This is a genomic window from Mediterraneibacter catenae (assembly GCF_008691045.1).
GTDB lineage: Bacteria > Bacillota > Clostridia > Lachnospirales > Lachnospiraceae > Mediterraneibacter > Mediterraneibacter ornithocaccae.
Genome location: NZ_VMSO01000004.1, coordinates 99167 through 120351, shown reverse-complemented (window position 1 = coordinate 120351; position 21185 = coordinate 99167). Strand labels below are relative to the sequence as shown.

Below are 21185 nucleotides of genomic sequence, written 5' to 3'. Positions count from 1 at the left end.
CATATCTTCTTTCCGTCGTACGCCTTCAATGCCCTTGTTTCCCCCTTCCGCCGGAGTTATAATAAAGGCAGATAAAAAATGTTCGGAATATTATTTTAATTTTTCAAAGGAGGGATTGATATGTCGGAATACAAAATCATTACCATCAGCCGTCAGTTCGGAAGCGGCGGACATGAAATCGGAGAAAAACTGGCTGAACGTCTTGGGATTCCGCTCTACGACAACCAGCTCGTAACCATGGCGGCAGAAAAGCTGGGCTATACCGAGGAAAGTGTTGGCCGGGCGGATGAATCCGCACTGAATGCTTTCATCACTTCCTATGGCAAATCTCCCATAAGCTACGCCAGTTTCATCAACTCTGCGTCCTATATGCCGTCTCTCGACATGAAGGTGTATCAGAAACAGACCGAGATCATTCTCAGTCTCGCAGAGAAGGGACCCTGTGTCATCGTTGGACGCTGTGCCGACTACATACTGCGGGACAAATATGACTGTATCAATGTCTTTATCTGCGCCGAAAAGGCCGATCGGATCAAACGAATCGCAGAGCGCTATGATCTGACAGAGAAAAAAGCCTGGGACAGAATCCGCAAAACAGACAGGGAAAGGAAATTCTACTATGAGACCTACACCGGGCTTGAATGGGGAAGTATCTATTCCCACCAGGCGCTGCTGAACGCCAGTCTTCTCGGGATCGACAAAATCGTTGATTTTCTTGAGCTGGTATATCGCACATGAAAAGGAAGCTGCAGGAAAGATTTTTCTTCTCTCCCGCGGCTTTCTTTTTATCTGGTCTTTTCACGATATTCCCTCGTCAGCTCATCTCTTGGTTTGATCTTCTGAGAAAGACCGTATTTATAAATTTCCTTCCACATCTCATCATCATCAATAATATCCGCCACCCGAAGCGCGCAGTATAAAATAGTCTCTTTATCCCGCTTTATACTATTCTTAAAATAATATTTTACTCCTGACTCTGCCTCTGCCAGTGAGAGTGAAAGCATAAGAAACAGGTCGCAAAAATTATTGATTTCTTCTTCCAGATAATATCTCTGTTGATCATACTTTCCCAGTCCATGCAGTTTCTCCTTCCGTTCCCGGATCTCTTTCTTTGCTGTTTCCATCGCCATATGCTTTACATCGCTTGTCTTCAGTTCAGAAAGAAGCACTGCCTGCTGTTCATAATAAAGAGATTCTCTGCTCAGCCCGCCCGTACATGCCATAACGGTCATCTCCGTAACATTATCTTTGCTGAATCCGCTTCCAAATGTCTTCGACACCAGCAGATGAAACAGTTCATCCTGCCGCCAGCCTACTGATCGAAAAGCATCCTCCGTTGAAAACAGATAATAATTGCACGCCTCGCACAACAATGCATAAATCTCACGCAGAAGTACCGATGTCCTTTCATAATGTTCGCTGTCCGGAACGATTTTTTCCAGCTCTTTAATATATCCTTTCACCAAGAACCGCCACTTTGGGCGCTGGCTTTTGGGGATCACACGATTCGGCGCATAATAGTTTCCCGCTTTTGCATTTTCAAGAAATGTTTCTATCTGCGCTTCCAGTTCCGCAAAACTCTGCTTTTCCTTTTTCACTCCTGATTTTTCGCTCTGTCCGGATAAAATATCCCTGATCAGGATATCTGCCTCTTCTTTTTGATATTTTTTAAGCTGTTTATAACTCTCGACAAACGCTTTTTCAACCCGGCTGCGCTCCGCACTGCCGAGCATCTGTCTTAATTCCTGAACTTTCATACGCCTTACTCTTTTCTGCCGCAGCATTTTTTATATTTCTTCCCGCTCCCACAGGGGCACGGATCATTCGGGTATACTTTCTTCGGTTTTACAACTGGCTCCTGTCTTTGCTGTCTTTTGGCATCCATATCCCCCAGTCCGCCTTTCATACTCCATGGATCCTGTTCTGATCCTTCACCGAAAAACGGCATTTCCCAGTCCTCATACTCCGTTTCATACTCTTTCATGCGCTCTTCATATTCTTCCTGAATCCTGTCAAATTCTCTGGCCTTATTCTCCTGACCGATCTGTCTGCAATATTCTGCTCCGATATCATAAAATCCGTCATAATCATTTCCGCCTTCGCACACTTTCAGAATATGGTCCAGAAGTTCCTCAGCTCTCCTGTATTCTCTTCTTGCCATCCAGTAGCCCGTGCACGCGGTGACCGCATCCGGCTCCCGGCCTTCATCCAGCCATGCCTCATACCATGCATCACTCTCTTCAATTCTCCCAAGCCTCATAAGACAATTTCCGATACAATTTTTAAACTCGGACGGCGGGAACTGCTGCCATGTAAATGTATCAATCACTTCTTTGCAGAAACTGATACATCTGTCATCCTCTCCCATCCTACGATAAGAATCCGTCATTTCTGAAATCCACTCTTCCAGATTATACTCGTAATCTGTCGCCTCGTCCGCCTCATAAATCTCCAGAGGCATTTCAGCATTTTTCACCTTTTCTTTTACGATCTCCCATGCCTTCTCCCATGGTTCTATCGAGGAAGGATCTCTGAAATCTCTTTCCAGTGCGTCATATCCCTGTTTCAGCATCTCACTCATTCCCGGCCAGGGTTCTTCCTGTCCGCCAAGACCGTAATCCTCCAGCATCTCTTCAAGCCCGTTCCGATAGCTTTCTTCACTGAATTCTTTCATTTCACCAAGCATGGTATACATTTCACTAAGAAGGACTGCCGCTATAGCTTCCTTTGCCTCAGCGGATGTATATCCCATATTTCTCATTTTATCATATGCCTCTTTTACATAAGCTGTCGCAGGATCTTTCAACTGATTATTGACTACCTGCAGTATTGTCTTTTTTAACCTTTTATTTGCCATATTAACTCTCTTCTCCCTTTCTGTCTTCATCCCTCCGGAATATCTCCAGATACACCTGCAGCATATTCTCCTGATACCCGGCTTTTCCGCTCTTCTGCAGGGCTTCCGCCGTCTCCTTCAGTTCCGGATCCTCCACCTTCTCCAGCATCTTCTGTCTCCTCTGCGAGATTTCTTCTGCTGACATGGACATCTCATAGTCATCCGCCGACATATGCCAGCAGTGGAATTCGCCCTGGTAGTACTGTTTCAGCCTCTGCGCGATCAGAAGCCCCTCCGGATCGATATCGCCGCCGTACCATACTTCTATCCCGGACTGTGCCAGCAGGTCAAGAAGCAGCAGGGAGCTGAACCTGGGCTGTCCGTTCATACACATCAGACCACATTTCCGATCCCATTTTCCACAAAGGACCGCATAAACGGACGGGTTTTCCACAATATACATCCGTTTTCCCGGACAGGAGGCAGACTTCCATCCCGCGATCACAGATAACGGGATCTGTACAGGCTCTCCCTCTTCAAGAAATCCTTCCATTCCCGCATGGGGCTTTCCCCTTCTGTCGCAGGCACGGATCCCCGCCGCCAGAGCATAGTTTGATACATCATCACTCAAAATTCCCGCTTTCAGAAACAGCTTCTGTTTCCTGAACGCAGGGAAAGCTCTGTCCAAACTGTTTTTCCCGCCGTGCTCTCCGTTTGCGCCCGCTTCCGCCTCTGTCCGCCGCACATACCATTCCACCAGCATTTCCAGATATTTTCCGTCCTTTGTGCCCGCGTCGAAGGCATGGGGATTTCCCGTGATCTCCGCCGCGAACACAGCAAGATACCGGGCAGGCATTCCGGACAGATCCGGCGCTTTCTTCCCCCTTTCTTCAATGCCGCCTGCCCGGTCACCGGCCGCACAGTCATCGATCGTTTCCGACACTTTTCTCACCGGGAGAGCGTCCAAAATCTGTACACCCAGCATCAGCAGACGCTCCGCCTCGTCCAGATTTCCGCCTGCTTCCCGGTCACGCCTTTTCAGATATGGCATGAATCCGCTGCTCTGCATCTCACTGATCTCATCGATCCACCGCGCAGACAGTGCCCCCGCCTCTTTTTTTGCCCCGTCAAGAATCGCCGTCCACCGTCTGTCCCCACGCTGCCTCTGTTCTTTTCTTCCCTCCACAGGCTCCCGAAAGTACAGTTCCAGCACATCCTTCCCGCTTATTCCCGCGAAACGGCTCCCGGACAGCGCCTTCTCGAAGCGCTCCGCGGAAACGGACGCCGACTTCTTTCCGTGATAGTTCCGCAGAAGGAAGCCTTCCAGATCTTCCCGCTCGGATTCTTTAAGGTTCTTCAATGTCACTGTCCCCGCGAACCTGCCGTAAGAGAGATATTTCTCCCGGAATCCGCGCAGAAGCTTCCCCAAAACCGGCCGCTCCCGAAAGTACCGCAGACACTCAGCCTGCAGCTTCTCATCTTCAGGACTTGCCCCCGCAGGTCTTCCATTCACAACGCCATCCTCTGCAAGTCTTTCACCCATAAGCAATTCCTAAGCCTCCTGTGCCGCCCGTTTCTCCATCTCAGACTCATCCTCCAGCATGACCCGCGCATGGCCGTTCCACAGATAGGGCATGACGGTCACGAATTTCGCATTCTCCGGGCGCAGGAGCTGATAGATCGCCAGGGCATCCAGCGTATCGCAGTCGCCCCAGAGCACCTGCGAATTGATGATAAAATCAAACTCAAATTCAGCCATCAGACGGAACATATCCCGGATGTTCCGGTTGTCAACGCCCGCAAAAGCTTCGTCCAGGGAGATCAGCCGCGGCGCGTCCGGACGTCCGCCCTGATATTTTGCCACCACCGCCGAGAAAAGGGGCACATACATTGCCATCGCTTTCTCTCCTCCGCTGAATGTTCCGAATACACTGTTCGTCAGCTCCTTCACTCTTTCCCCGCCCTTCTGGAAGAAAAGCTGGAACTCAAACCATTTCCGATAATCCAGAGTCTCCTTCATAACCTGATAGAAAGAGATCATGCCGCCGCTGTCACGTGCATGGCGTCTGGCCTCTTCCACCTTTGAACGGAAATGGGCAGAGAGCTTCGCCGCCTCGTCCTCCCGCATAAGGCGGTAGTCCTTTTTCAGCAGCTCGACCAGTTCTTTCGTATCAAGCTGATCCTCAGTCTCCGCCGTGCGGCTGCGCCATCTTAAATTCAGCTTCAGCCCGCTGGACGTATTCATGGCTCCCATCAGGGAATTCATCTTCTCCACCCAGGCATTCGAGCTGTTGATCTTTCCACGGATCTTCCGGCTCACCGTATTCGCAAGAATATCCTCAAAGAGCTCCCTGTCTCCGGCTTTGATCAGATCCTTCAGTTCCGCGATCTCTTCCGCCAGATGCGTAAGAAGACGCCCGAAAGGAATCCGCACGCCCTGATAGCGCGCCGCAATATCCAGACGCTTTGCTGACGGATCGCCTTTCTGGGCTTCCCGGTCCAGCTCTTCAAAAAGCTCTGTCTGCATGATCTGATAATCCGTCAGGAATCCTCTGTTCTCAAAGTAAACCTGGTTCAGGCTGCGGATGATCTGCTCCTTATCCATATCCCTGCACTCGCCGGCAAGGAGACTGCGGATCTTCTCCGCCGATTCCGCTGCCTCAGCTTCCTCTCCCGGCAGTTCCACATAGTGCAGGCTTCGCTCTGCCGCAAAGCATGTTTCAAGGTACTCCGCCCTGCGCCGCAGCTCACTGATCCGTTCTTCATTCTGCGCGGCCTGCTCTGAAAGCGCCCGGATGCGCTCTTCGTTCAGAGTCTTTTCCGCCACGCAGGACTGGAGACGTTCCGGATAGTCTTTCAGCCACTCCATGCATTCATCCAGCTTCTGCCGGATCTGCTCATAGTCTGTCAGCTCGAGCTGACGCAGGATGGAATCGTATTCCTCCTGCTCCTTCTTAAGCTCTTTCTTCACGCCGCCCGCCTCATATCGGATCTGATCCATCTCACCATCGAGGATCTCCTGCCGCTCTCCCAGTTCTTCCATGTGAGACCGGATCTGCAGAAAGAGCTCGTGACCGGATCTGAGCTGATAGAAATGCTGTCTGTAATCTGACGCCGCCTCGTCTGCTCTTCGGAAGGTCTCATAGCTGCAGGTCAGGTATAGTTTCCGGGCGATCTCCGCCGCCTGACGCTTAAGCTCTCCCAGCGCCTCGCCGACTTCCATCAGTTCCCGCTCCAGCCTCGCTCCTTCTTCCCGCATACGCTCCACCGTCCGCCTGGCTTCGCTCAGCATCTTCCACGCCTCTCGCATGTCTGTGTCTTCCGGAAGACTTTCGTATTCTTCCTGCAGCCGGCTGATGCGCTGTTCGAGTACGGCCACTTCACCGCGCAGGACCTCCTGCCTCTGCTCATTCTCCGCCAGCAGTTCCCGGCAGGACGCGATCTTCGCCTGCCGGTTCTTCTCCCTTGCCTGCACGCCGATGAAGCCCGCCTCATGTTCCCCGGATACGGTTCCGCTGACCACGCCGATCTGATAGGAGCCGTCCGGGTGCACTGCAGTCATAGATGCGCTAATACCGGCAGATCCGGCGTGAACAGATTCGCCGGAAGCAGCTCCCTCCGGCTCCTCACTTCCGCTTATGCCGATATTTCCCAGGATTCCCGTGATTCTCTGGTTCATGAAAATATCATTTACCGAGTCATTGAGATCCAGCACATCCAGCAGGCTCTTCTCCGCATGGTGCGGCTGTACGAACAGATATCTGTCCGCGCAGCCGGGATCGGCTTTCATCACCTGTTCCCGGTACTGCTCTTCGATCACAAGCGCGTCCAGGATCCCCATCTCCAGGAGGGCTTCCTCCAGCCTGCCGCACCGCTTAGGATCCCCGGACAGTTCCCGCCCGAACTCCACGACCTTGTAGAACTCCTGATAGGGAATCCCTTTCTCCCGCAGTCTTTCCCTGTTCTTACGCACGGTGTCGCTCCGGGGCGGCTCCGGCTCGCGGGTGCTCTCCCATTGCGCAAGCTCCTCCTCGATCTCCCGTCGGACATTTTCCAGATCCCGGAGTTCATCCTGTCTGCGGCGGACTTTTCCGCTGATCTCTCCTTTTCGCCCGATCCACAGATCCGCCGCAGTCTGACGCACCCGGGCAAAGTCTGATGACTCCCCGTACTCGTCGGCAAACCGTGCTATTTCCCGCATCTGCTCCGGAGTAAATTTCAATTCCTCATTCCGCCCGTTCCAGCTGTACAGCGCCTCTTTCCACTCGTTCTCCACCTGGACCAGCACCGCCTCCAGTTCTCCCTCGCGCCGCTGGGCAGCGTCGGTCTCCCTCTGCTGCCGTTCCCGCTTCTTCAGCAGGTCGTCCGCCTCCCTCTGGCGTGTTTCGGCCTCCCGGAGAAGCTCCGTGCCCCGGCTGATCTCATCCTTTACTTTCTGAAATTGCGCCTCATGGGTATCCCAGGAAAATGCCTTATCAAAGTTTTCTTTCAGTTCATCCTGGAAGAAATCGTGCTCCTCAAAGGACATCTCTCCGGCTTCCGACTGCATTTCCTCCAGAATACTGTCAAGCTCACGCTCTTTTTCATACGCCCGGTCTTCTTCCTGCTTCTTTTTCCCCTCTATCTCCGTATACTGTTCCTGTTTTGCATCGAGCTGCCGCTGCTTTTCCTCCAGCAGGCTTTCTCTCGTCCTGATCCTGGCAGCCAGATCCAGTTCACGGCTCTTTAAGCTCACCGCGTCGCTTTTGCTTAAGGACTCCCGCTCCTTCTCCAGGGCGTCTCTGCGCGCGTCCAGCTCTGATATCTCCTGCTCCAGCGCAAGGACCCGTTTCCGGCTGCGTTCTGTCTCTTCGGCCTGGAACCTCGCCTCCCGCTCTGCCTCAGATAGTTTCTTCTGGTTCTCACAGCACCGGTCCGCCTTCTCAAAAAGCGTGAGGCGGTTGTAGCGGTCGAGCACTCTCTGGATCTTCTCCGCCGCCTGATGCCCCGCCTCTCTTGCCTTTAAGTTCAGATTCATGGTGTCCATGTTTTCAATCGCCTCAGACATTGGTCTGAGATCTTCGTCAGACAGGGGCTGGAGAGAATCACTCAGGATGTCGCTGACCACAGAGGGTTTGAAGTCTTTTGACAGCTTCGGCGTGCGGAGCTGGATCAGAAGATCGATCATCTCCTTATATTCTTCCACTGTCTCAAACCCGAAGATCTGGCGGTTGACATATTCCATGTAATCTGCCTGGCGGTCAAACACCTGTCCGCCTCCGGCGATCCGGTTCTCCAGTTCCTTCTTCGAGAGTGTCACCTTCTCCCCGATCTCCTTGTAAAGCAGGAAATCCTTTCCCACTCTCCTGCCGTCCGATAAGCTGAAATACCACTTATCCAGCGGCTTTCCCCGACGGGCGCGGATCCCCATGCCGACCGTCAGCCAGGTATCGCTTTCCCGGCGTTTAAATTCCAGGTACAGATACCCGGTCCTCTCATCCCGTCCGTCGTCCTCTTCCAGAAGGTAACTGCTCATCTTCCTATCTCTCGAGCCGAAAGGGTCCAGGCGCTCCGGGCTCATATTTCCGTCCAGCAGAAGCGGGATGACGCTCTGCATCGTGACAGATTTTCCCGATCCGTTGGAGCCCCTTAAGAGCATGCGTCCTTTCACAAAAGGAAATTCCTGCTCGTCATAATACCAGAAATTAATCAAACCGATCCTGCTCGCCTGCCATCTGCTGTTCATTTTCCTGTTTCTCCTTTATTCTCTGTACTCTTCTTCCCGCTCATGAAGTCCTCCGGATAGCGCCCGGTCAGCTTTCCTGCCGACGGGCAGATGGTCACTGTCTGTTCCCGGACATCCTTGCGGATCAGCGTCCACCGCTCCATCTCCCGCACCACTTCCCGCACAAACTCTCCTTCCGGCATCTCCCGGTGTCCCTTGATGAATCCGTGACCATATGCTACTTTTACCTTCCGGATCATCTGCTCAAACTCCACGATCTGTACCCGGATCATATCATCTTTCTGCGGTTCCCACTCTCCGGTCTCCACCTTTCTGCGGATCTCACTGCAGCACAGGAGCAGGATATCCGACATCCCGGTATTCCCCGGAAACGTCTCCCCGATCCTGCAGTCTTCTCCCTGCATGAAAAAAGCGCTCCCCCTGTGAATGTGAAGCTGGCACTGAAAATTCTGCTCCAGATCGTCCGCCAGCCTGCGCCCGTAATATTTCAGATACTCAAAATCCTCATCCGCCCCTTCGCCCCGGTACATGCCCACAGAGAACAAAAGCCGTTTGTACACACGGTGGCGCCTGGCGATCCCCCGGTCCTCATCCATGGCGAACCAGTCGCTCTCCTGAAAATCTTCCGGGCGCGTGTATTCCATGATATCCCGACTGAAATTCCGCATAAAATATCTGGACGCCCCGGTATTTTCATACAGCACTTCCCCGGTCTCCTGATCCATAAATGCGTCGTCGCTTCCGTCCGTCACACGGAGGATCCCCTGGTCAGCCGCATACCGCAGCACTTTCACCAGCCTCCGCCTGCTTGTATACAATGTCCAGTCCACGCCCTCTCCCGGCATATTCGCCGCGATATACTCCGTGAGCTGGGACAGGATAAACTGCTCCTGCGCGTCCCGGTCTTCCAGAAACATCAGCAGGATACACAGGAAGGCATACTCTTCTTTCGAGGCGAACGCGTCAATTCCCATGCATGTCTCCGGCAGCGCCGGGATCTTCTCCATCTTTACAAGCAGCGCGTTCTCGATCACCTGACATCCCATCTTTTCTGTGGCAAACTTCCGGATCTCCCCGATGGAATCCCGGATCTTATAGTACAGCTCCCGATCCTCAGATTTCAGGATCCACCGCCGGTTCAGAAGCATCTCCAGTTCTTTCATCAATCTCCCTGTTCCTCTCTGAGTGTTTTTTATCTGTCTGATACAGCAAAAAATACGTCAATGTGCCGGCTCCCTATAATTCGCCGTACCTGTCCTGAAATACAATGCTGATCTTCGGCATCGTAAAGTTTCCGTCCTCACACCGGACCACGCACCGCTCATCCGCCTGCGTCATATCCAGCGCGAAGTTTCTTCCGTCCCCTGTCCTTGCCGCATAGTCCCCGTCCTCCAGCGCGTCAGAGAGCCATTTCAGAAGGATTCCCCTGACTCTCGGCTCGATCACAGGCAGATCAGAGAAGTCGATCCTGCCGCCCCGCTCCAGTTCGCCGATCCGTTTCCAGTCCTGTTTCATCTGCTCCACTGCCTGCCTTCTCGCCTGCGCCTTCTCCTGCGCCGTATCCCGGATCGATGTGCGCCCGGTCTTCTCCCGGTATGTCCTGACTCTGGGCCTGAGCGTCAGCTCCGCGGCCGGCTCATCATAAACACTCTGATTCATGCTGTCCGTCTCCCGATCCGCTTCCGCGCTCAGATGGAAAGGACGTTCCAGCCCGAATACCATGGCTGACATCCGGTGCGCCTCGTCCATGTCCTTACAACGCAGGAAGATCTCCGCCACTTTTCTGTACTCCTCCCGCCGGTTCGCCCCAAGCGCGTTCTTCTCGCTGAGCTGCGCGGCGTAACGGGTGATCCTGCGTATGATCTCATTCGTCGCGTCGAAAAGCCTTCCGGCTTCATTCTCGCGCCCTTCCCCTGCCACGAACCAGTTCCGGATGCTCTCAAACCTCCCCGTCGTCTTCTCTTCGATCATTTCCCTGGAAACTTCCACATCCATCCTCGGGATCGACATCTCATAGTCATTCACCTTATCAAGCACATGCTTAAGAAGCTCCGGCTCGAGGAGACGCAGCGTTTCCTCGATGACGCCCACATTTTTCTGAAGCCCCTTGATGAAGTTCCGCAGATATTCCACCAGCTTGTCCTTAAATACAAGGAACTCCTTTGTCCGCATCATTTCCTCTGCTTTCACGCTGTTCAGGTCGCGGATATAGTCCTGATAGTTCTGATTCAACCGGATGAAATCATTGTTCAGGTCATTCCACCACGCATAGACCGTATTCGGATCCTCCCCGGACATCTTCGGGAAGCGCTCCACATTCAGCCGGATCCGCTCCAGCAGCGTGGGCTCCAGGGACGCCCCTTCTACAAACAGATTCTCAAGCCGGATCACCAGACGCTCGATCTCCACGCTGTACTCTGACATCTGGTAGCGGAACTTCTTGTTCTTAAATTCTTCGATCGAAGACACCCGGCGCGTGTCCTGGATCGTGTTCAGGTTCTTCCACTCTGTCAGCATAGCGAGATCCTGCTGGCACTGCTCCATCCGGTAATCCGCGAAATACGGATCCGCCGTCATCTGGGCATACACTTCCTCCTGGTACATCCAGTACCGCAGCTTCTCATAATTCTCATAAAAAATGCGCATAATGCTCCGATATCGGTCAGCATTATCCGCATTTAAATACTTCGCCTCTGTCAGCGGTCTTGTAAGTTTTTCTGTAACATGCATCTTCTGCGCTCCTCCAGCCTGAGTCCATAAGCGTAGTATAGACCAGAGGGCGGCAGATTGCAAGGCGGATGGTTAATTTGGATGCATTTGGGGTAATACAGTTCAGCCATCTGAGGTCACGAGGTGAATTTATGCCTGCATATAAATCTCCTCACTAATACTTGACATTCCGTCCTAAGTGTATATATACTGTATATATAAGCATGCACAGTTGTGTTCCTTTTACGACTGAAAGGAGGGACGCTATATGAAACCATTATTAGAAATCTCCCATCTCGACAAACAGATCGGCACTCTGCATCTGCAGGATATTTCCTTTACGCTTGAACCGGGCTACATCTTCGGACTGATCGGGCGCAACGGCGCCGGCAAGACTTCTCTGATCCGCACGATCATGAATCTGTACCGTAAGGATTCCGGCAACGTCATTGTAAACGGATGTCCTATGGATACCATGGAACGGGAGGCCAAGGATCAGATCGGTTTTGTCCTCGATGAATTCCTGTTCGAGGAGAAGCTGAGTATCGCGGCCAACGGAAAGCTCTTCGGCGCCACCTACACCGCCTATGACCATGAGCTTTTTCTCAGATTCTGCAGCCGCTTCGGGCTGAATCCGAAGCAGAAGACAGGGAAACTTTCCAAAGGGCAGAAAGCCCGCTTTCAGCTTGCCTTTGCCCTGTCCCATCAGGCGAAACTGTTTATTATGGACGAACCCGCAGCAGGTCTTGATCCGCTCTTTCGCCGCGAGCTGACCGGGTATATGCAGGAACTGGTCGAGAACGGCACACGGAGCATCCTTTTCTCCACTCACCTGACGTCAGATCTGGATCAGATAGGAGACTATATCGCACTGATCGACGAAGGACGGTTCTGCTTCTGCATGGATATGGAAAGCCTGCAGGAACGTTTTGTACTGGTCAAAGGCACTGAACAGGAGATCTCAGCTCTGCACAGCCCGCATATCCTGGCCACGGTACACGAACCGTACGGCAGCACGGCACTGGCGGAATATCCGGATGAATCCCTCATTTCCGGACTGGACGTTTCCCGCCCGACCCTTGCCGAACTGCTCTTCTATCTCCAGAAAGGGAGGTGCATCTCATGAAGAAGCTTGCATTTTACAGACTTATGCTGTCACTCAGACGGAACATACTTCTGTTTCTCTTTTATATGGTATGCTATCTTGTACTTTCTATAGTCGTCATAAACCATGTGACATACTGGCTTGCGTTTGATTATCCGGACTTTATATCCATAGTCAGGACCGGTGACCGGTCTTTGCTCCAGGATCTTGTCTTCCAGATCATTATAGAAAACCAGACGGTATATCACTGCATATCCGCTCTGTTCACCCTTGCGCTCATCTGGCTTTTCTCGCTGCGTCTGCCTTTACAGTTGCCCGGCGCGCTGTATGTATGTCCTGCGGGGAAGGCAGATAAACTTCACTACCTGAGGCTTTACCTTGCGGGAAAGATCACGCTGCTGGTGCTCCTTCTCCTGATAATCACATACACCGGTTGGGGCGGATTTTTCTTCTATCTTCAGCCTCCCGCGCTCGTCGTGCAGATCAGCCTGACGGCATTCCTGTTCCTTGCCTTCAGCCTGAATCCGGATCCGGGCAACCGCAAGGAAGCATTGAAAAAATGCCCGGATATCGTAACCGAACGTAGCAGCAAGACATTCGTATCCGTTTACTGGAGCGGACTGCTTATACTGGAAAATACCATTTTCTATTCCGTACTGTATGTAAAACCGAATTTCAGCTGGTTCGATACCCTGTGGTGGCTTCCCGCCCTGGCATTGAATATCTGGCTGACCAGAAGGCATGTGACACCGGTACTGGAGATCATGCTGGATTATGAGAAACTGTATTTTCCGATCAGAGAATAAGGAAGAGATAACGTGAAGATTTTTATTAACGAAAACAGTCCCCGGCCGATCTATGAACAGATCGTACTGGCGGTCAAAAATTCTATAGTGAACCACGAACTCAGTCCCGGTGACATGCTGCCCTCGATCCGTTCTCTTGCAAGAGAACTAAGTATCAGCGTCATCACGACCAAACGGGCATATGAAGAACTGGAAAAACAGGGACTGGTCTATTCCGAACAGGGAAAGGGCTTCTTCGTAAGCGAAGTGAATCATAGTCTTCTCATGGAAAGCCGGCTTCGGGAATACGAGAAAAGGCTCCGCGATATGATACAGGAAGGGAAAAGTCTGGGGCTCTCTCCGGAGGAAGTGTCTGATATGGTCCGTATGTTCTGGGATAAGGGAGGTGAGTAAACATGTCGTCGTTTACCTGCACAAATATTACAAAACGATACCGTCATTTCTGTCTCGACAGCATCTCATTTTCCATGGAGAGCGGCTACTTCTACGTCCTTGCCGGAGTCAACGGTTCCGGCAAGACAACTCTTCTGGACTGCATCAGCGGAGTCTCTCAGGGATTTTCCGGAGAGACACAGATTGACGGAATCTCATTCAAAGCTTCTCCTGTCCTGTATCGGCAGAAGCTCGGTTATATCAGCGAAAAATGTCCGTTCTTTATGGAGGAGTCGGTCGCATCGAACGGCCTTACCTATGGAGAATTCTATCCGGACTGGTCGGTTCGGGATTACTCCGCATATCTGGACAGACTGAACGTAAGTCCGTCCAAACGGATCTATGAACTCTCCAAAGGGGAATTTATGAAGCTTCAGATCTGCTTCTCATTGGCACATCATCCGGATTTTCTCATCCTTGATGAGCCGCTTGAAGGTTTCGATCCGGTGTTCCGCCATGAGTTTCTCTCTCTGCTTGGAGAACTGCTCGATCAGGATATGGGGATTCTGCTGTCCACTCATATCACGGAAGATGTAGATCGTCTCGCGGACTATCTGCTGATCCTGGAGAACGGCCGTCTCGTCGAATGTGCTCCCAGAGAATCTCTTAATGATAAATACAAAGAATACACCGGCAAGGCAGCTCCGCGCATCAGGGATCTGTTGGATCTGGAACACACGAATGGCACAAGATCAAAGGATAGATGAGGAGGTGCGCCATGAATTACTACAAATATGAAAACCAACACAGGAAATGTACCACTTTCCGGGTATTGCTGATTCTCGCTTTCTTTTCTCTCTTTTTGAGGACAGCACTGGATGCCTCTGTGGCGGGCAATGCATCCCACGCCCTTCAGAATATCGGGACGTCCGATGCCGCAGTGGAATCTTACACTTTTGATCTTGCGTGGTTTGTTCTATGCTTTGTGATCACCCTGCCGCCGCTAAACAGCGCGCTGTTCCAGATCCGCGAGCAGGGCCGCGTACTGCCTGTTCTCATCAAATACCGCTTTGCCCCTGTGGATATTGCAAAAATGTACCGCGCAAAAGCACTCCTGCTCCTGCGCGGCGCGGTTCTTTTCTATATCGGCAGCCTGATCATCTTTCTTGCGGTGACATTCACAGTCTTCGGACACAATGCACCGATCGCACAGACGATGCCCCAGCTCGGTTATGCCCTGATTTTCTGCACTGTCTTTACAGGCGCGCTGCTTTTGACTGACTGGCTGCGATATAAACAGCATTAGTTTGCAGCTTTCTTCTTTATAAGTTCTTTCCCGGAAGTAACCACGATCGTCACTCCCAAGATCATAAGAAGCACGGCTACGATAAGCTGCAGTCCCTCAACCATGAACACTCCCGTTCCGGCTGAGAATGCTTTTACAAGAGAAATAAATCTCTGCACCAGTGCTGAGAATGTCACGATCAGCATGATCACGAACGGCGGGACGAGCGTCTTAAGCGTTCTGCCTGTCACTTTCAGGAATACGCACAGTGTGATCAGGACAAGTGCGCTCAGCAGCTGATTGGCACTTCCGAACAGCGGCCAGATATTAGAGTATCCCACCTGTGTCAGTATGTAGCCGAATACCAGTGTGATGATCGTCGCAAAATATTTATTGCAGAGGACTTTTCTCCATCCCTCAGCGTGTTCCATGTCGTCCACGCTGAACAGCTCCTGGAAGGACATACGTCCGATACGCGCAACAGAATCCAGCGTGGTAAATGCCAGCGCGGATACACACATCGTCATGAAGCTCTGTGCCACATAGACCGGGATACCGAACATCTCAAGGAATCCTGCAACTCCTGATGAGAAGATCTGGAACGGTGTTCCCACTGCCGCTGTTCCGTCCGCCCCTGCCGCAGCACCTGCCACACAGAGAGCGATAACAGCCAGAAGACTTTCCAGTACCATTGCGCCATATCCGACTTTCAGCATATCTTTCTCATTTGAAATTGTCTTAGATGAAGTACCGGAGGATACCAGACTGTGGAATCCGGATACCGCACCGCAGGCAACCGTTACAAACAGGATCGGGAAAAGTGTTCCCAAGCTCTCATTCTGGAATCCTGTAAATGCCGGAAGGTTCATTGACGGATGCGCAAACAGGAGGCCGAGCACCGCACCGGCGATCATTCCGACAAACATAAATGTGGACATGTAGTCTCGTGGCTGCATCACAAACCACATCGGCAGCACCGCTGCAAGGAAGATATAGATAAATGCAATGTATACCCACATATCTTTTCCCAGGATCACTGGGAAGTTCATACCAAATACAAATGCAAGTACCGTACATACCAGTCCGAATACCACTTCTTTCCATCCGGTAAAGTGTACTTTATGCTGTACTACACCGAATACCACCGCGAACAGAATAAAGAACAGGGAAATACTTCCTGCCGCACCGTTTACAGTAGCATTTTCAGCAAGTGTCTGTACGCCGTCTGTCACTACATATGCGTTAAATGTATCAGCCACCATATCTGCAAACGCAGCAATAACGATCAAGCAGAACAGCCAGCAGAATCCCAGGAACAGCTTACGTCCTGCTTTTCCGATATATTTCTCTATCAGAAGTCCCATGGATTTGCCGTCGTTCTTCACACTTGCGTACAGTGCACCGAAGTCTGTAACAGCACCGAAGAAGATACCTCCGAGGATGATCCACAGAAGTACCGGCAGCCATCCGAATGCAGCGGCCTGTATTGCTCCGGTAACCGGTCCTGCACCTGCTATTGACGAAAATTGGTGGGCAAATACTGTCCATCCGTCTGTCGGCACATAATCCTGCCCGTCATTATGAAGAACTGCAGGTGTCTTTGCTTTCGGGTCGATTCCCCATTTCTTCGCCAGCCATCGTCCGTACAGCGCATATGCTGCGATCAGACATACAGCGGCGATCAGTACGATTACTAAAGTGTTCATAATCCTCTCTCCTTTGTTAAAGAAAAACTGTGATAAGTTAGAAAATATCTTTTCAGATATTTTCGGACCAAAGCCAACTCCCGATAGGCATTACTGCCTTCCGGCACAAAAAAATCGCCCTCTGCCAGATTACTCTGTCAGAAGACGAAGCTTTTCCTCCGCGTTACCACTTCTGTTACCGGATATTTTCCGGTCTCTCTGTCCTGTCTCCCGCATATGTATCCGGATCATCGGTTTTATACTGCGGTTCAACAGATTTCCCTATAACGGGGGAATTCCGGTCCGGGTTAATCAGCTCATGGCATTCCTGTTTATTGTGGATCTGCCCTGATTCCTTTCGCCCTGACTGCTCGCAGGTGATAGCGTTCCTGACCATGCTGTTTCCTCGCACCATACGGAAACTCTCTGAAAGCATACCGGCCATAGAAGTCCTGTCCTGTTCTTCGCATTGGCTTTTTTCAATCCGGTTTTATTATATCTCAAAAATCCGGTTTGTCAATAGAAAATTAGATTGCACTCTATTTTTATTTTGAATTTCAAATTACTCTGTGCTGTTTTTCACTCTGTTCCGCCTGTTTTTCATAATTCCCCGCACCACCGTCAGTATCAAAAGTCCCGCCAGCGCACCTGCGCTGTCCAATACCACATCTGAAATCTGACCGCTCCTGCCCGGCACAAAGAGCTGATGAAACTCATCCGTCGCGGCATATGCCACTGCGATCACCCATGGAACCAGCAGTTCTTTGCCCGCTTTTCCCACTCTGCTATTTATAAAACCGCCATATCCGGCTTCTTCCTGTATCTCGTTTTCATCGCTCCTGCTCGCGATTGACGGAATACATACTCCCGCCGCCAGAAGTCCCAGTACCGCATACTCTGCCGCATGGGCTGTTTTGCGTACCGGATGATCGATCTTCTCTGCAAACTCCTGCTGTTTCTCCGGGCTCCACTCGTCAAACCCCGGCACAAAAAAATCTCCGACCATAGCCCCCACAAAATAACTGTCCTCTGTCGATTCATCTCCGGAGCGCGAGGAAAACACAAAAATACCTGCCATCCACAATATCATCAGTATTAAAAAAACTCTTCTCCTCATGATCATCTTCCTTCACCGGCTGCCTTCCCCTTCATTTTCATAACAATTCCTTCTCTGATCTTTTCGATTATACTCTTTAATCACTGTTTTGTATATCTACGTTTTTCACTATATTTTTCTGAATTTTCTGTATATTTTAATTTTAGAAATTTTTTATCAGATTTTGTATTGACATTTCTTTTGTTGTGAGTTATTATAGTTACATCAAAAGAGAAAAAGAAAATAAATAAAAGGAGGACGGACCACCAAAAACTTAATCGAAACTCCATAATATAAAAGAAAAGAGGTATAGTCCAATGGGAAGGTAAACAAAAATTCAAAAACACTATTCAATGAATAGTTTTACATAGATAAAAAACTAAATAAAGGAGGCAGAATCCAATGGATGTAATAATCTGAAAATCCACTGTACGAAGAAGAAATCGATACAGTGGATTTTTATTATGCACTTTTTTATCATTATAATTTATTCTTGACATATTCTTTCATCCTCCTATAATAGATATTGTTGTTTAATTTGAATTCAAACTATTTGTTTTCAAATAATCTATTATAAAAGGGGGACACGCACTATCATGAGCAGTTCTTTTCACTATCTTGTTATGGCTGAACACTCCATGTTTCAAAAAAAGCTCCTGGCAAAACTCAAAGGCACAGGTCTGACCAGCGGACAGCCAAAGATACTTGACTATCTGAGCGATCACGACGGTGCCAGCCAGAAAGACATTGCGCACGGATGTCATATCGAACCGGGTACTCTCACTACACTCTTAAACCGCATGGAAGAGATCGGACTTGCAGAACGCCGTATGCTCGGAGGCAACCGCAGAAGTTTTTATGTTTTCATGACAGATCTGGGAAAATCAAAGTTAAAACTGGTAACAGACGCCTTCAGCGAACTGGAAGAGGAAGCTTTCCGGGGTATCTCCACTGATGAAAGGGCAAAATTCACCGAGCTGTTCCAGAAAATTTATAAAAACACAGCCCGTTTGCATCCAAATGGGGAATAACACCCGTTTTGCACATACGTAAATCATGCGTACAAATCTATAAAGAAAAGGAATGACAAAAAATGGAAAAACTAAAACGTTATATTGTATTTCTGATCGGACTTTTCATAAATTCACTGGGCGTCAGTCTGATCACAAAAGCGAATCTGGGGACCTCCCCGATTTCTTCGATCCCTTATGTACTCAGCCTTAATTTTCCGTTTACACTGGGACAGTTCACCATTGCTTTCAGTCTCCTGCTGATTCTCATCCAGCTCATCATACTCCGCAGGAATTTTAAGGCGGAACATCTGCTGCAGATTCCGGTTTCAATCCTGTTCGGATACTTTATTGACCTGACCATGGTAATGCTTTTCTTCGTCGATCCGCAATCATACATATCAAGCGTGGCCTATCTTCTGATCGGATGTCTGATCCTGGGATTTGGCGTATATACGGAAGTTCTGGCTAATGTGGCTATGCTGCCGGGTGAATCATTTGTCCGGGCTGTTTCATCCACATGGAAGACTGAATTCGGTACAACCAAAGTCGCTTTTGATGTATCACTGACTGTCATCGCAGCTGTACTCTCAATAATTTTCGCCCGCCGCCTGGACGGCGTCAGAGAGGGAACAGTTATCGCCGCGCTTCTGGTCGGATTCATCGCCAGACTGTTCGGAAGGAAGCTTTCTTTTCTGGATACATTACTTTTTCATTCAGACGAAAGCCTGCGGCAGTCTGCCGTTCCCGCTCCCACTGAAAATAATACCGCACCGGATATCATATCCGGCAGCGCTGCCGGCAATACCAGCTCTTCCCCACGCCCTGTCATTGTGATCGGACGGCAGTATGGCAGCGGAGGGCACGATATCGGGAAAGCACTTGCCGAAAGACTGGGATATGCTTTCTACGATAACGAAATCATTCAGATGACTGCCGGATCTACCGGATACGATCCGCAGTTTATCAGAGACAGAGAAGAGAACATGACCAACAGTTTTCTTTACGACCTTATGAGCCAGATGTATGTGTATTCAGAAACTCAGGAGTCCCCTCACGATGAGATTTTTGAATCCGAGGCAAATGTCATCCGGAATCTGGCAGAGAAAGGAAACTGTGTGATCGTAGGGCGCTGCGCGGATTATGTACTTCGTGACCGTCCCGCCACTCTGAAAGTTTACCTGCACGCATCGGAACATTATCGCACAAAACGAATCATGAAGACAGAAAATCTTTCAAAAGAAGACGCCCTTCAGAAGATACGCAGAATGGATCACAGACGCTCTGACAACTATCGCTATTATACCGGACGCCTCTGGGGACGGGCACAGAATTATGATCTCACCGTCAATACTGAAATAGGAACAGCAGCTGTTCAGAATATAATCAAAGAATTGCTTGAGATAAAATTAATCGAGGCAGGCAGCCCGGCATAATCATGCCGGAACAGCCCGCCTTTTGTTTTCTACTTTCTCTTCCTCATTGTCTGCACAAGGCCGACAGCCATCATAATGATCGCAAAAAAATGCAGCGGGTAACTGATAAACGATGAGACTGATTCCTCTATCATAATCAAGCCGCTGTTGATCAGAAGTCCGATCGGAAGCAGTACGGAAATATATCTGCCATTCTTTTCTGCCGCAATCCCGCTCTTTTGTTCCTCCAGCTCTGCAATCACCTCGTTTGTCCGTATCACCGCATTTATACATACAAGAACCAGCGCCGCAATAAGAACGGCAAACGCCCATCCGAACATATTCCCGTCCATTCCACACCCGATTTCTATGAAAAGGCCTACTAGTTCCAGAATTGTCACGGCTTTAAACATCCTGCGTATTTTCGTATAATGCTCGATCATTGATTCGGGATCCGTATACAGCTCGAACGGCCCCTCAGCCGCAGGTTTACGCAGGATAATCCAATAGCCCCAGAGCGCAACGATCTCGGCTCCGATATCTTCCATCAGTCCGCGGTATTCATCACTTACACTGTATAATTCATCTCCAAAATCAATCTGATATGTATACTCTCCCGGCTCACATTTTTCAAATCTGTAGAATCCCGCAAAAAACCCGTTCATCGCCCATCCGCATCCGGACATCTCATTAAGCCATGCAGTTTCTTTATCTTTATCAAAATACAGTCTAAATCTGATCATCGCTCTCCACCTCCATGAGCTTTGCATTGTCAAGAAGTTCCGCGAGCCGTTTTTTCTCGGCGTCAAACACATATCGTCCCGTATCCGTGATTATATACTCTTTCTTTCTCCTTGATTCCGTATCCTCGCTGTAGATCCTGATCCAGTCTCTCTTCTGCATGGTCTGCAGTGCTCCATACAGTGTTCCGGCGCCAAGAACTACCCTTCCTTTTGTCAGTTTCTCCACTTCCTGAATAACACCGTAACCATGGTTCGGCCTTCTGAGTGCCAGTAATATATAGAAAAACGCTTCTGTCAACGGTGTTTCTTTTTCTGACATTCTCTCACCTCTCTCCGGTTTTTCCTTTATATTTCGATTCTGTTTTCGTCTCCTGATATATCGTTAAATGATATATTGT

18 protein-coding genes and 1 pseudogene are annotated in these 21185 nt (G+C 50.1%); 8 read left to right on the top strand and 11 right to left on the bottom strand.

Annotated elements, in window-relative coordinates; all coding sequences use genetic code 11:
* Positions 1 to 120 precede the first annotated feature (120 nt).
* Positions 121 to 738, top strand: coding sequence for a cytidylate kinase-like family protein (locus tag FNY66_RS05020; protein ID WP_150310460.1), 618 nt, complete (start codon positions 121 to 123; stop codon positions 736 to 738).
* A gap of 47 nt (positions 739 to 785) precedes the next feature.
* Here FNY66_RS05020 and FNY66_RS05015 read toward each other — a convergent pair whose 3' ends face one another.
* From FNY66_RS05015 to FNY66_RS04990, 6 genes and pseudogenes are all read right to left on the bottom strand, one after another.
* Positions 786 to 1757 carry a hypothetical protein gene (locus FNY66_RS05015; protein WP_150310459.1) on the bottom strand — a complete coding sequence of 324 codons (972 nt, stop codon included), beginning with the start codon at positions 1755 to 1757 and terminating at the stop codon, positions 786 to 788.
* A gap of 5 nt (positions 1758 to 1762) precedes the next feature.
* Positions 1763 to 1852, bottom strand: a pseudogene (locus tag FNY66_RS16105) (SEC-C metal-binding domain-containing protein); the annotation flags it as partial.
* Between the two features lie 1006 nt (positions 1853 to 2858).
* Positions 2859 to 4379, bottom strand: a complete 1521-nt coding sequence (locus FNY66_RS05005; RefSeq protein WP_150310458.1) for a TIGR02679 domain-containing protein — start codon at positions 4377 to 4379, stop codon at positions 2859 to 2861.
* Positions 4380 to 4388: 9 nt separating this feature from the next.
* Positions 4389 to 8561, bottom strand: coding sequence for a TIGR02680 family protein (locus tag FNY66_RS05000; RefSeq protein ID WP_150310457.1), 4173 nt, complete (start codon positions 8559 to 8561; stop codon positions 4389 to 4391).
* Positions 8558 to 9724 (bottom strand): TIGR02678 family protein, encoded by a 1167-nt coding sequence (locus FNY66_RS04995; protein WP_150310497.1) that lies wholly within the window; start codon positions 9722 to 9724, stop codon positions 8558 to 8560. Before FNY66_RS04995 ends, FNY66_RS05000 begins: the two co-directional genes overlap by 4 nt.
* A 73-nt stretch (positions 9725 to 9797) precedes the next feature.
* Complete coding sequence (locus FNY66_RS04990; RefSeq protein WP_150310456.1) at positions 9798 to 11291, bottom strand: TIGR02677 family protein; 1494 nt, start codon at positions 11289 to 11291, stop codon at positions 9798 to 9800.
* A 247-nt stretch (positions 11292 to 11538) separates the two neighbouring features.
* On the opposite strand from FNY66_RS04990, the gene FNY66_RS04985 reads away from it, so the two are divergent.
* Genes FNY66_RS04985 through FNY66_RS04965 form a run of 5 tightly spaced genes read left to right on the top strand, consistent with a single transcriptional unit; the run spans position 11539 to position 14859 of the window.
* Positions 11539 to 12396, top strand: coding sequence for an ABC transporter ATP-binding protein (locus tag FNY66_RS04985; protein ID WP_087152104.1), 858 nt, complete (start codon positions 11539 to 11541; stop codon positions 12394 to 12396).
* Positions 12393 to 13181: a hypothetical protein gene (locus FNY66_RS04980; protein ID WP_150310455.1), complete on the top strand. Its 789-nt coding sequence runs from the start codon at positions 12393 to 12395 to the stop codon at positions 13179 to 13181. Before FNY66_RS04985 ends, FNY66_RS04980 begins: the two co-directional genes overlap by 4 nt.
* A gap of 12 nt (positions 13182 to 13193) precedes the next feature.
* Positions 13194 to 13574 (top strand): GntR family transcriptional regulator, encoded by a 381-nt coding sequence (locus tag FNY66_RS04975; protein ID WP_087152102.1) that lies wholly within the window; start codon positions 13194 to 13196, stop codon positions 13572 to 13574.
* Positions 13575 to 13576: 2 nt separating this feature from the next.
* The gene (locus FNY66_RS04970) at positions 13577 to 14320 is read left to right on the top strand and encodes an ABC transporter ATP-binding protein (RefSeq protein ID WP_087152101.1); all 744 of its coding nucleotides are present in this window, start codon (positions 13577 to 13579) and stop codon (positions 14318 to 14320) included.
* Between the two features lie 11 nt (positions 14321 to 14331).
* Positions 14332 to 14859, top strand: a complete 528-nt coding sequence (locus FNY66_RS04965; RefSeq protein ID WP_150310454.1) for a hypothetical protein — start codon at positions 14332 to 14334, stop codon at positions 14857 to 14859.
* On the opposite strand, the gene FNY66_RS04960 is transcribed toward FNY66_RS04965, so the two are convergent.
* The 3 genes from FNY66_RS04960 to FNY66_RS04950 all read right to left on the bottom strand — a co-directional run bounded on the left by FNY66_RS04960 (position 14856) and on the right by FNY66_RS04950 (position 17640).
* Positions 14856 to 16544 (bottom strand): carbon starvation CstA family protein, encoded by a 1689-nt coding sequence (locus FNY66_RS04960; protein WP_087152099.1) that lies wholly within the window; start codon positions 16542 to 16544, stop codon positions 14856 to 14858. The genes FNY66_RS04965 and FNY66_RS04960 overlap by 4 nt on opposite strands.
* Positions 16545 to 16719: 175 nt before the next feature.
* Positions 16720 to 16938, bottom strand: a complete 219-nt coding sequence (locus FNY66_RS04955; protein ID WP_150310453.1) for a hypothetical protein — start codon at positions 16936 to 16938, stop codon at positions 16720 to 16722.
* Positions 16939 to 17085: 147 nt separating this feature from the next.
* Positions 17086 to 17640: a VanZ family protein gene (locus FNY66_RS04950; protein WP_190324787.1), complete on the bottom strand. Its 555-nt coding sequence runs from the start codon at positions 17638 to 17640 to the stop codon at positions 17086 to 17088.
* Between the two features lie 575 nt (positions 17641 to 18215).
* Here FNY66_RS04950 and FNY66_RS04945 point away from each other — a divergent pair.
* The gene (locus FNY66_RS04945) at positions 18216 to 18650 is read left to right on the top strand and encodes a MarR family winged helix-turn-helix transcriptional regulator (RefSeq protein ID WP_150310451.1); all 435 of its coding nucleotides are present in this window, start codon (positions 18216 to 18218) and stop codon (positions 18648 to 18650) included.
* Positions 18651 to 18712: 62 nt separating this feature from the next.
* Complete coding sequence (locus FNY66_RS04940; protein ID WP_087152095.1) at positions 18713 to 20065, top strand: cytidylate kinase family protein; 1353 nt, start codon at positions 18713 to 18715, stop codon at positions 20063 to 20065.
* Positions 20066 to 20094: 29 nt separating this feature from the next.
* On the opposite strand, the gene FNY66_RS04935 is transcribed toward FNY66_RS04940, so the two are convergent.
* Together FNY66_RS04935 and FNY66_RS04930 are read right to left on the bottom strand one after the other, a co-directional pair.
* Entirely contained in the window at positions 20095 to 20787 is a 693-nt protein-coding gene (locus FNY66_RS04935) for a DUF2812 domain-containing protein (RefSeq protein ID WP_190324786.1), read from the bottom strand.
* Positions 20774 to 21106, bottom strand: coding sequence for a PadR family transcriptional regulator (locus tag FNY66_RS04930; RefSeq protein ID WP_150310449.1), 333 nt, complete (start codon positions 21104 to 21106; stop codon positions 20774 to 20776). Before FNY66_RS04930 ends, FNY66_RS04935 begins: the two co-directional genes overlap by 14 nt.
* Positions 21107 to 21185: the final 79 nt, after the last annotated feature.

Excerpts from the sequence above, each read along its gene's own strand:
- FNY66_RS05020 (WP_150310460.1), top strand. The coding sequence starts at position 121 with ATGTCGGAATACAAAATCATTACCATCAGCCGTCAGTTCGGAAGCGGC.
- FNY66_RS05015 (WP_150310459.1), bottom strand. The coding sequence starts at position 1,757 with ATGAAAGTTCAGGAATTAAGACAGATGCTCGGCAGTGCGGAGCGCAGC.
- FNY66_RS05005 (WP_150310458.1), bottom strand. The coding sequence starts at position 4,379 with ATGGGTGAAAGACTTGCAGAGGATGGCGTTGTGAATGGAAGACCTGCG.
- FNY66_RS05000 (WP_150310457.1), bottom strand. The coding sequence starts at position 8,561 with ATGAACAGCAGATGGCAGGCGAGCAGGATCGGTTTGATTAATTTCTGG.
- FNY66_RS04995 (WP_150310497.1), bottom strand. The coding sequence starts at position 9,724 with ATGAAAGAACTGGAGATGCTTCTGAACCGGCGGTGGATCCTGAAATCT.
- FNY66_RS04990 (WP_150310456.1), bottom strand. The coding sequence starts at position 11,291 with ATGCATGTTACAGAAAAACTTACAAGACCGCTGACAGAGGCGAAGTAT.
- FNY66_RS04985 (WP_087152104.1), top strand. The coding sequence starts at position 11,539 with ATGAAACCATTATTAGAAATCTCCCATCTCGACAAACAGATCGGCACT.
- FNY66_RS04980 (WP_150310455.1), top strand. The coding sequence starts at position 12,393 with ATGAAGAAGCTTGCATTTTACAGACTTATGCTGTCACTCAGACGGAAC.
- FNY66_RS04970 (WP_087152101.1), top strand. The coding sequence starts at position 13,577 with ATGTCGTCGTTTACCTGCACAAATATTACAAAACGATACCGTCATTTC.
- FNY66_RS04965 (WP_150310454.1), top strand. The coding sequence starts at position 14,332 with ATGAATTACTACAAATATGAAAACCAACACAGGAAATGTACCACTTTC.
- FNY66_RS04960 (WP_087152099.1), bottom strand. The coding sequence starts at position 16,544 with ATGAACACTTTAGTAATCGTACTGATCGCCGCTGTATGTCTGATCGCA.
- FNY66_RS04955 (WP_150310453.1), bottom strand. The coding sequence starts at position 16,938 with ATGGTGCGAGGAAACAGCATGGTCAGGAACGCTATCACCTGCGAGCAG.
- FNY66_RS04950 (WP_190324787.1), bottom strand. The coding sequence starts at position 17,640 with ATGAGGAGAAGAGTTTTTTTAATACTGATGATATTGTGGATGGCAGGT.
- FNY66_RS04945 (WP_150310451.1), top strand. The coding sequence starts at position 18,216 with ATGAGCAGTTCTTTTCACTATCTTGTTATGGCTGAACACTCCATGTTT.
- FNY66_RS04940 (WP_087152095.1), top strand. The coding sequence starts at position 18,713 with ATGGAAAAACTAAAACGTTATATTGTATTTCTGATCGGACTTTTCATA.
- FNY66_RS04935 (WP_190324786.1), bottom strand. The coding sequence starts at position 20,787 with ATGATCAGATTTAGACTGTATTTTGATAAAGATAAAGAAACTGCATGG.
- FNY66_RS04930 (WP_150310449.1), bottom strand. The coding sequence starts at position 21,106 with ATGTCAGAAAAAGAAACACCGTTGACAGAAGCGTTTTTCTATATATTA.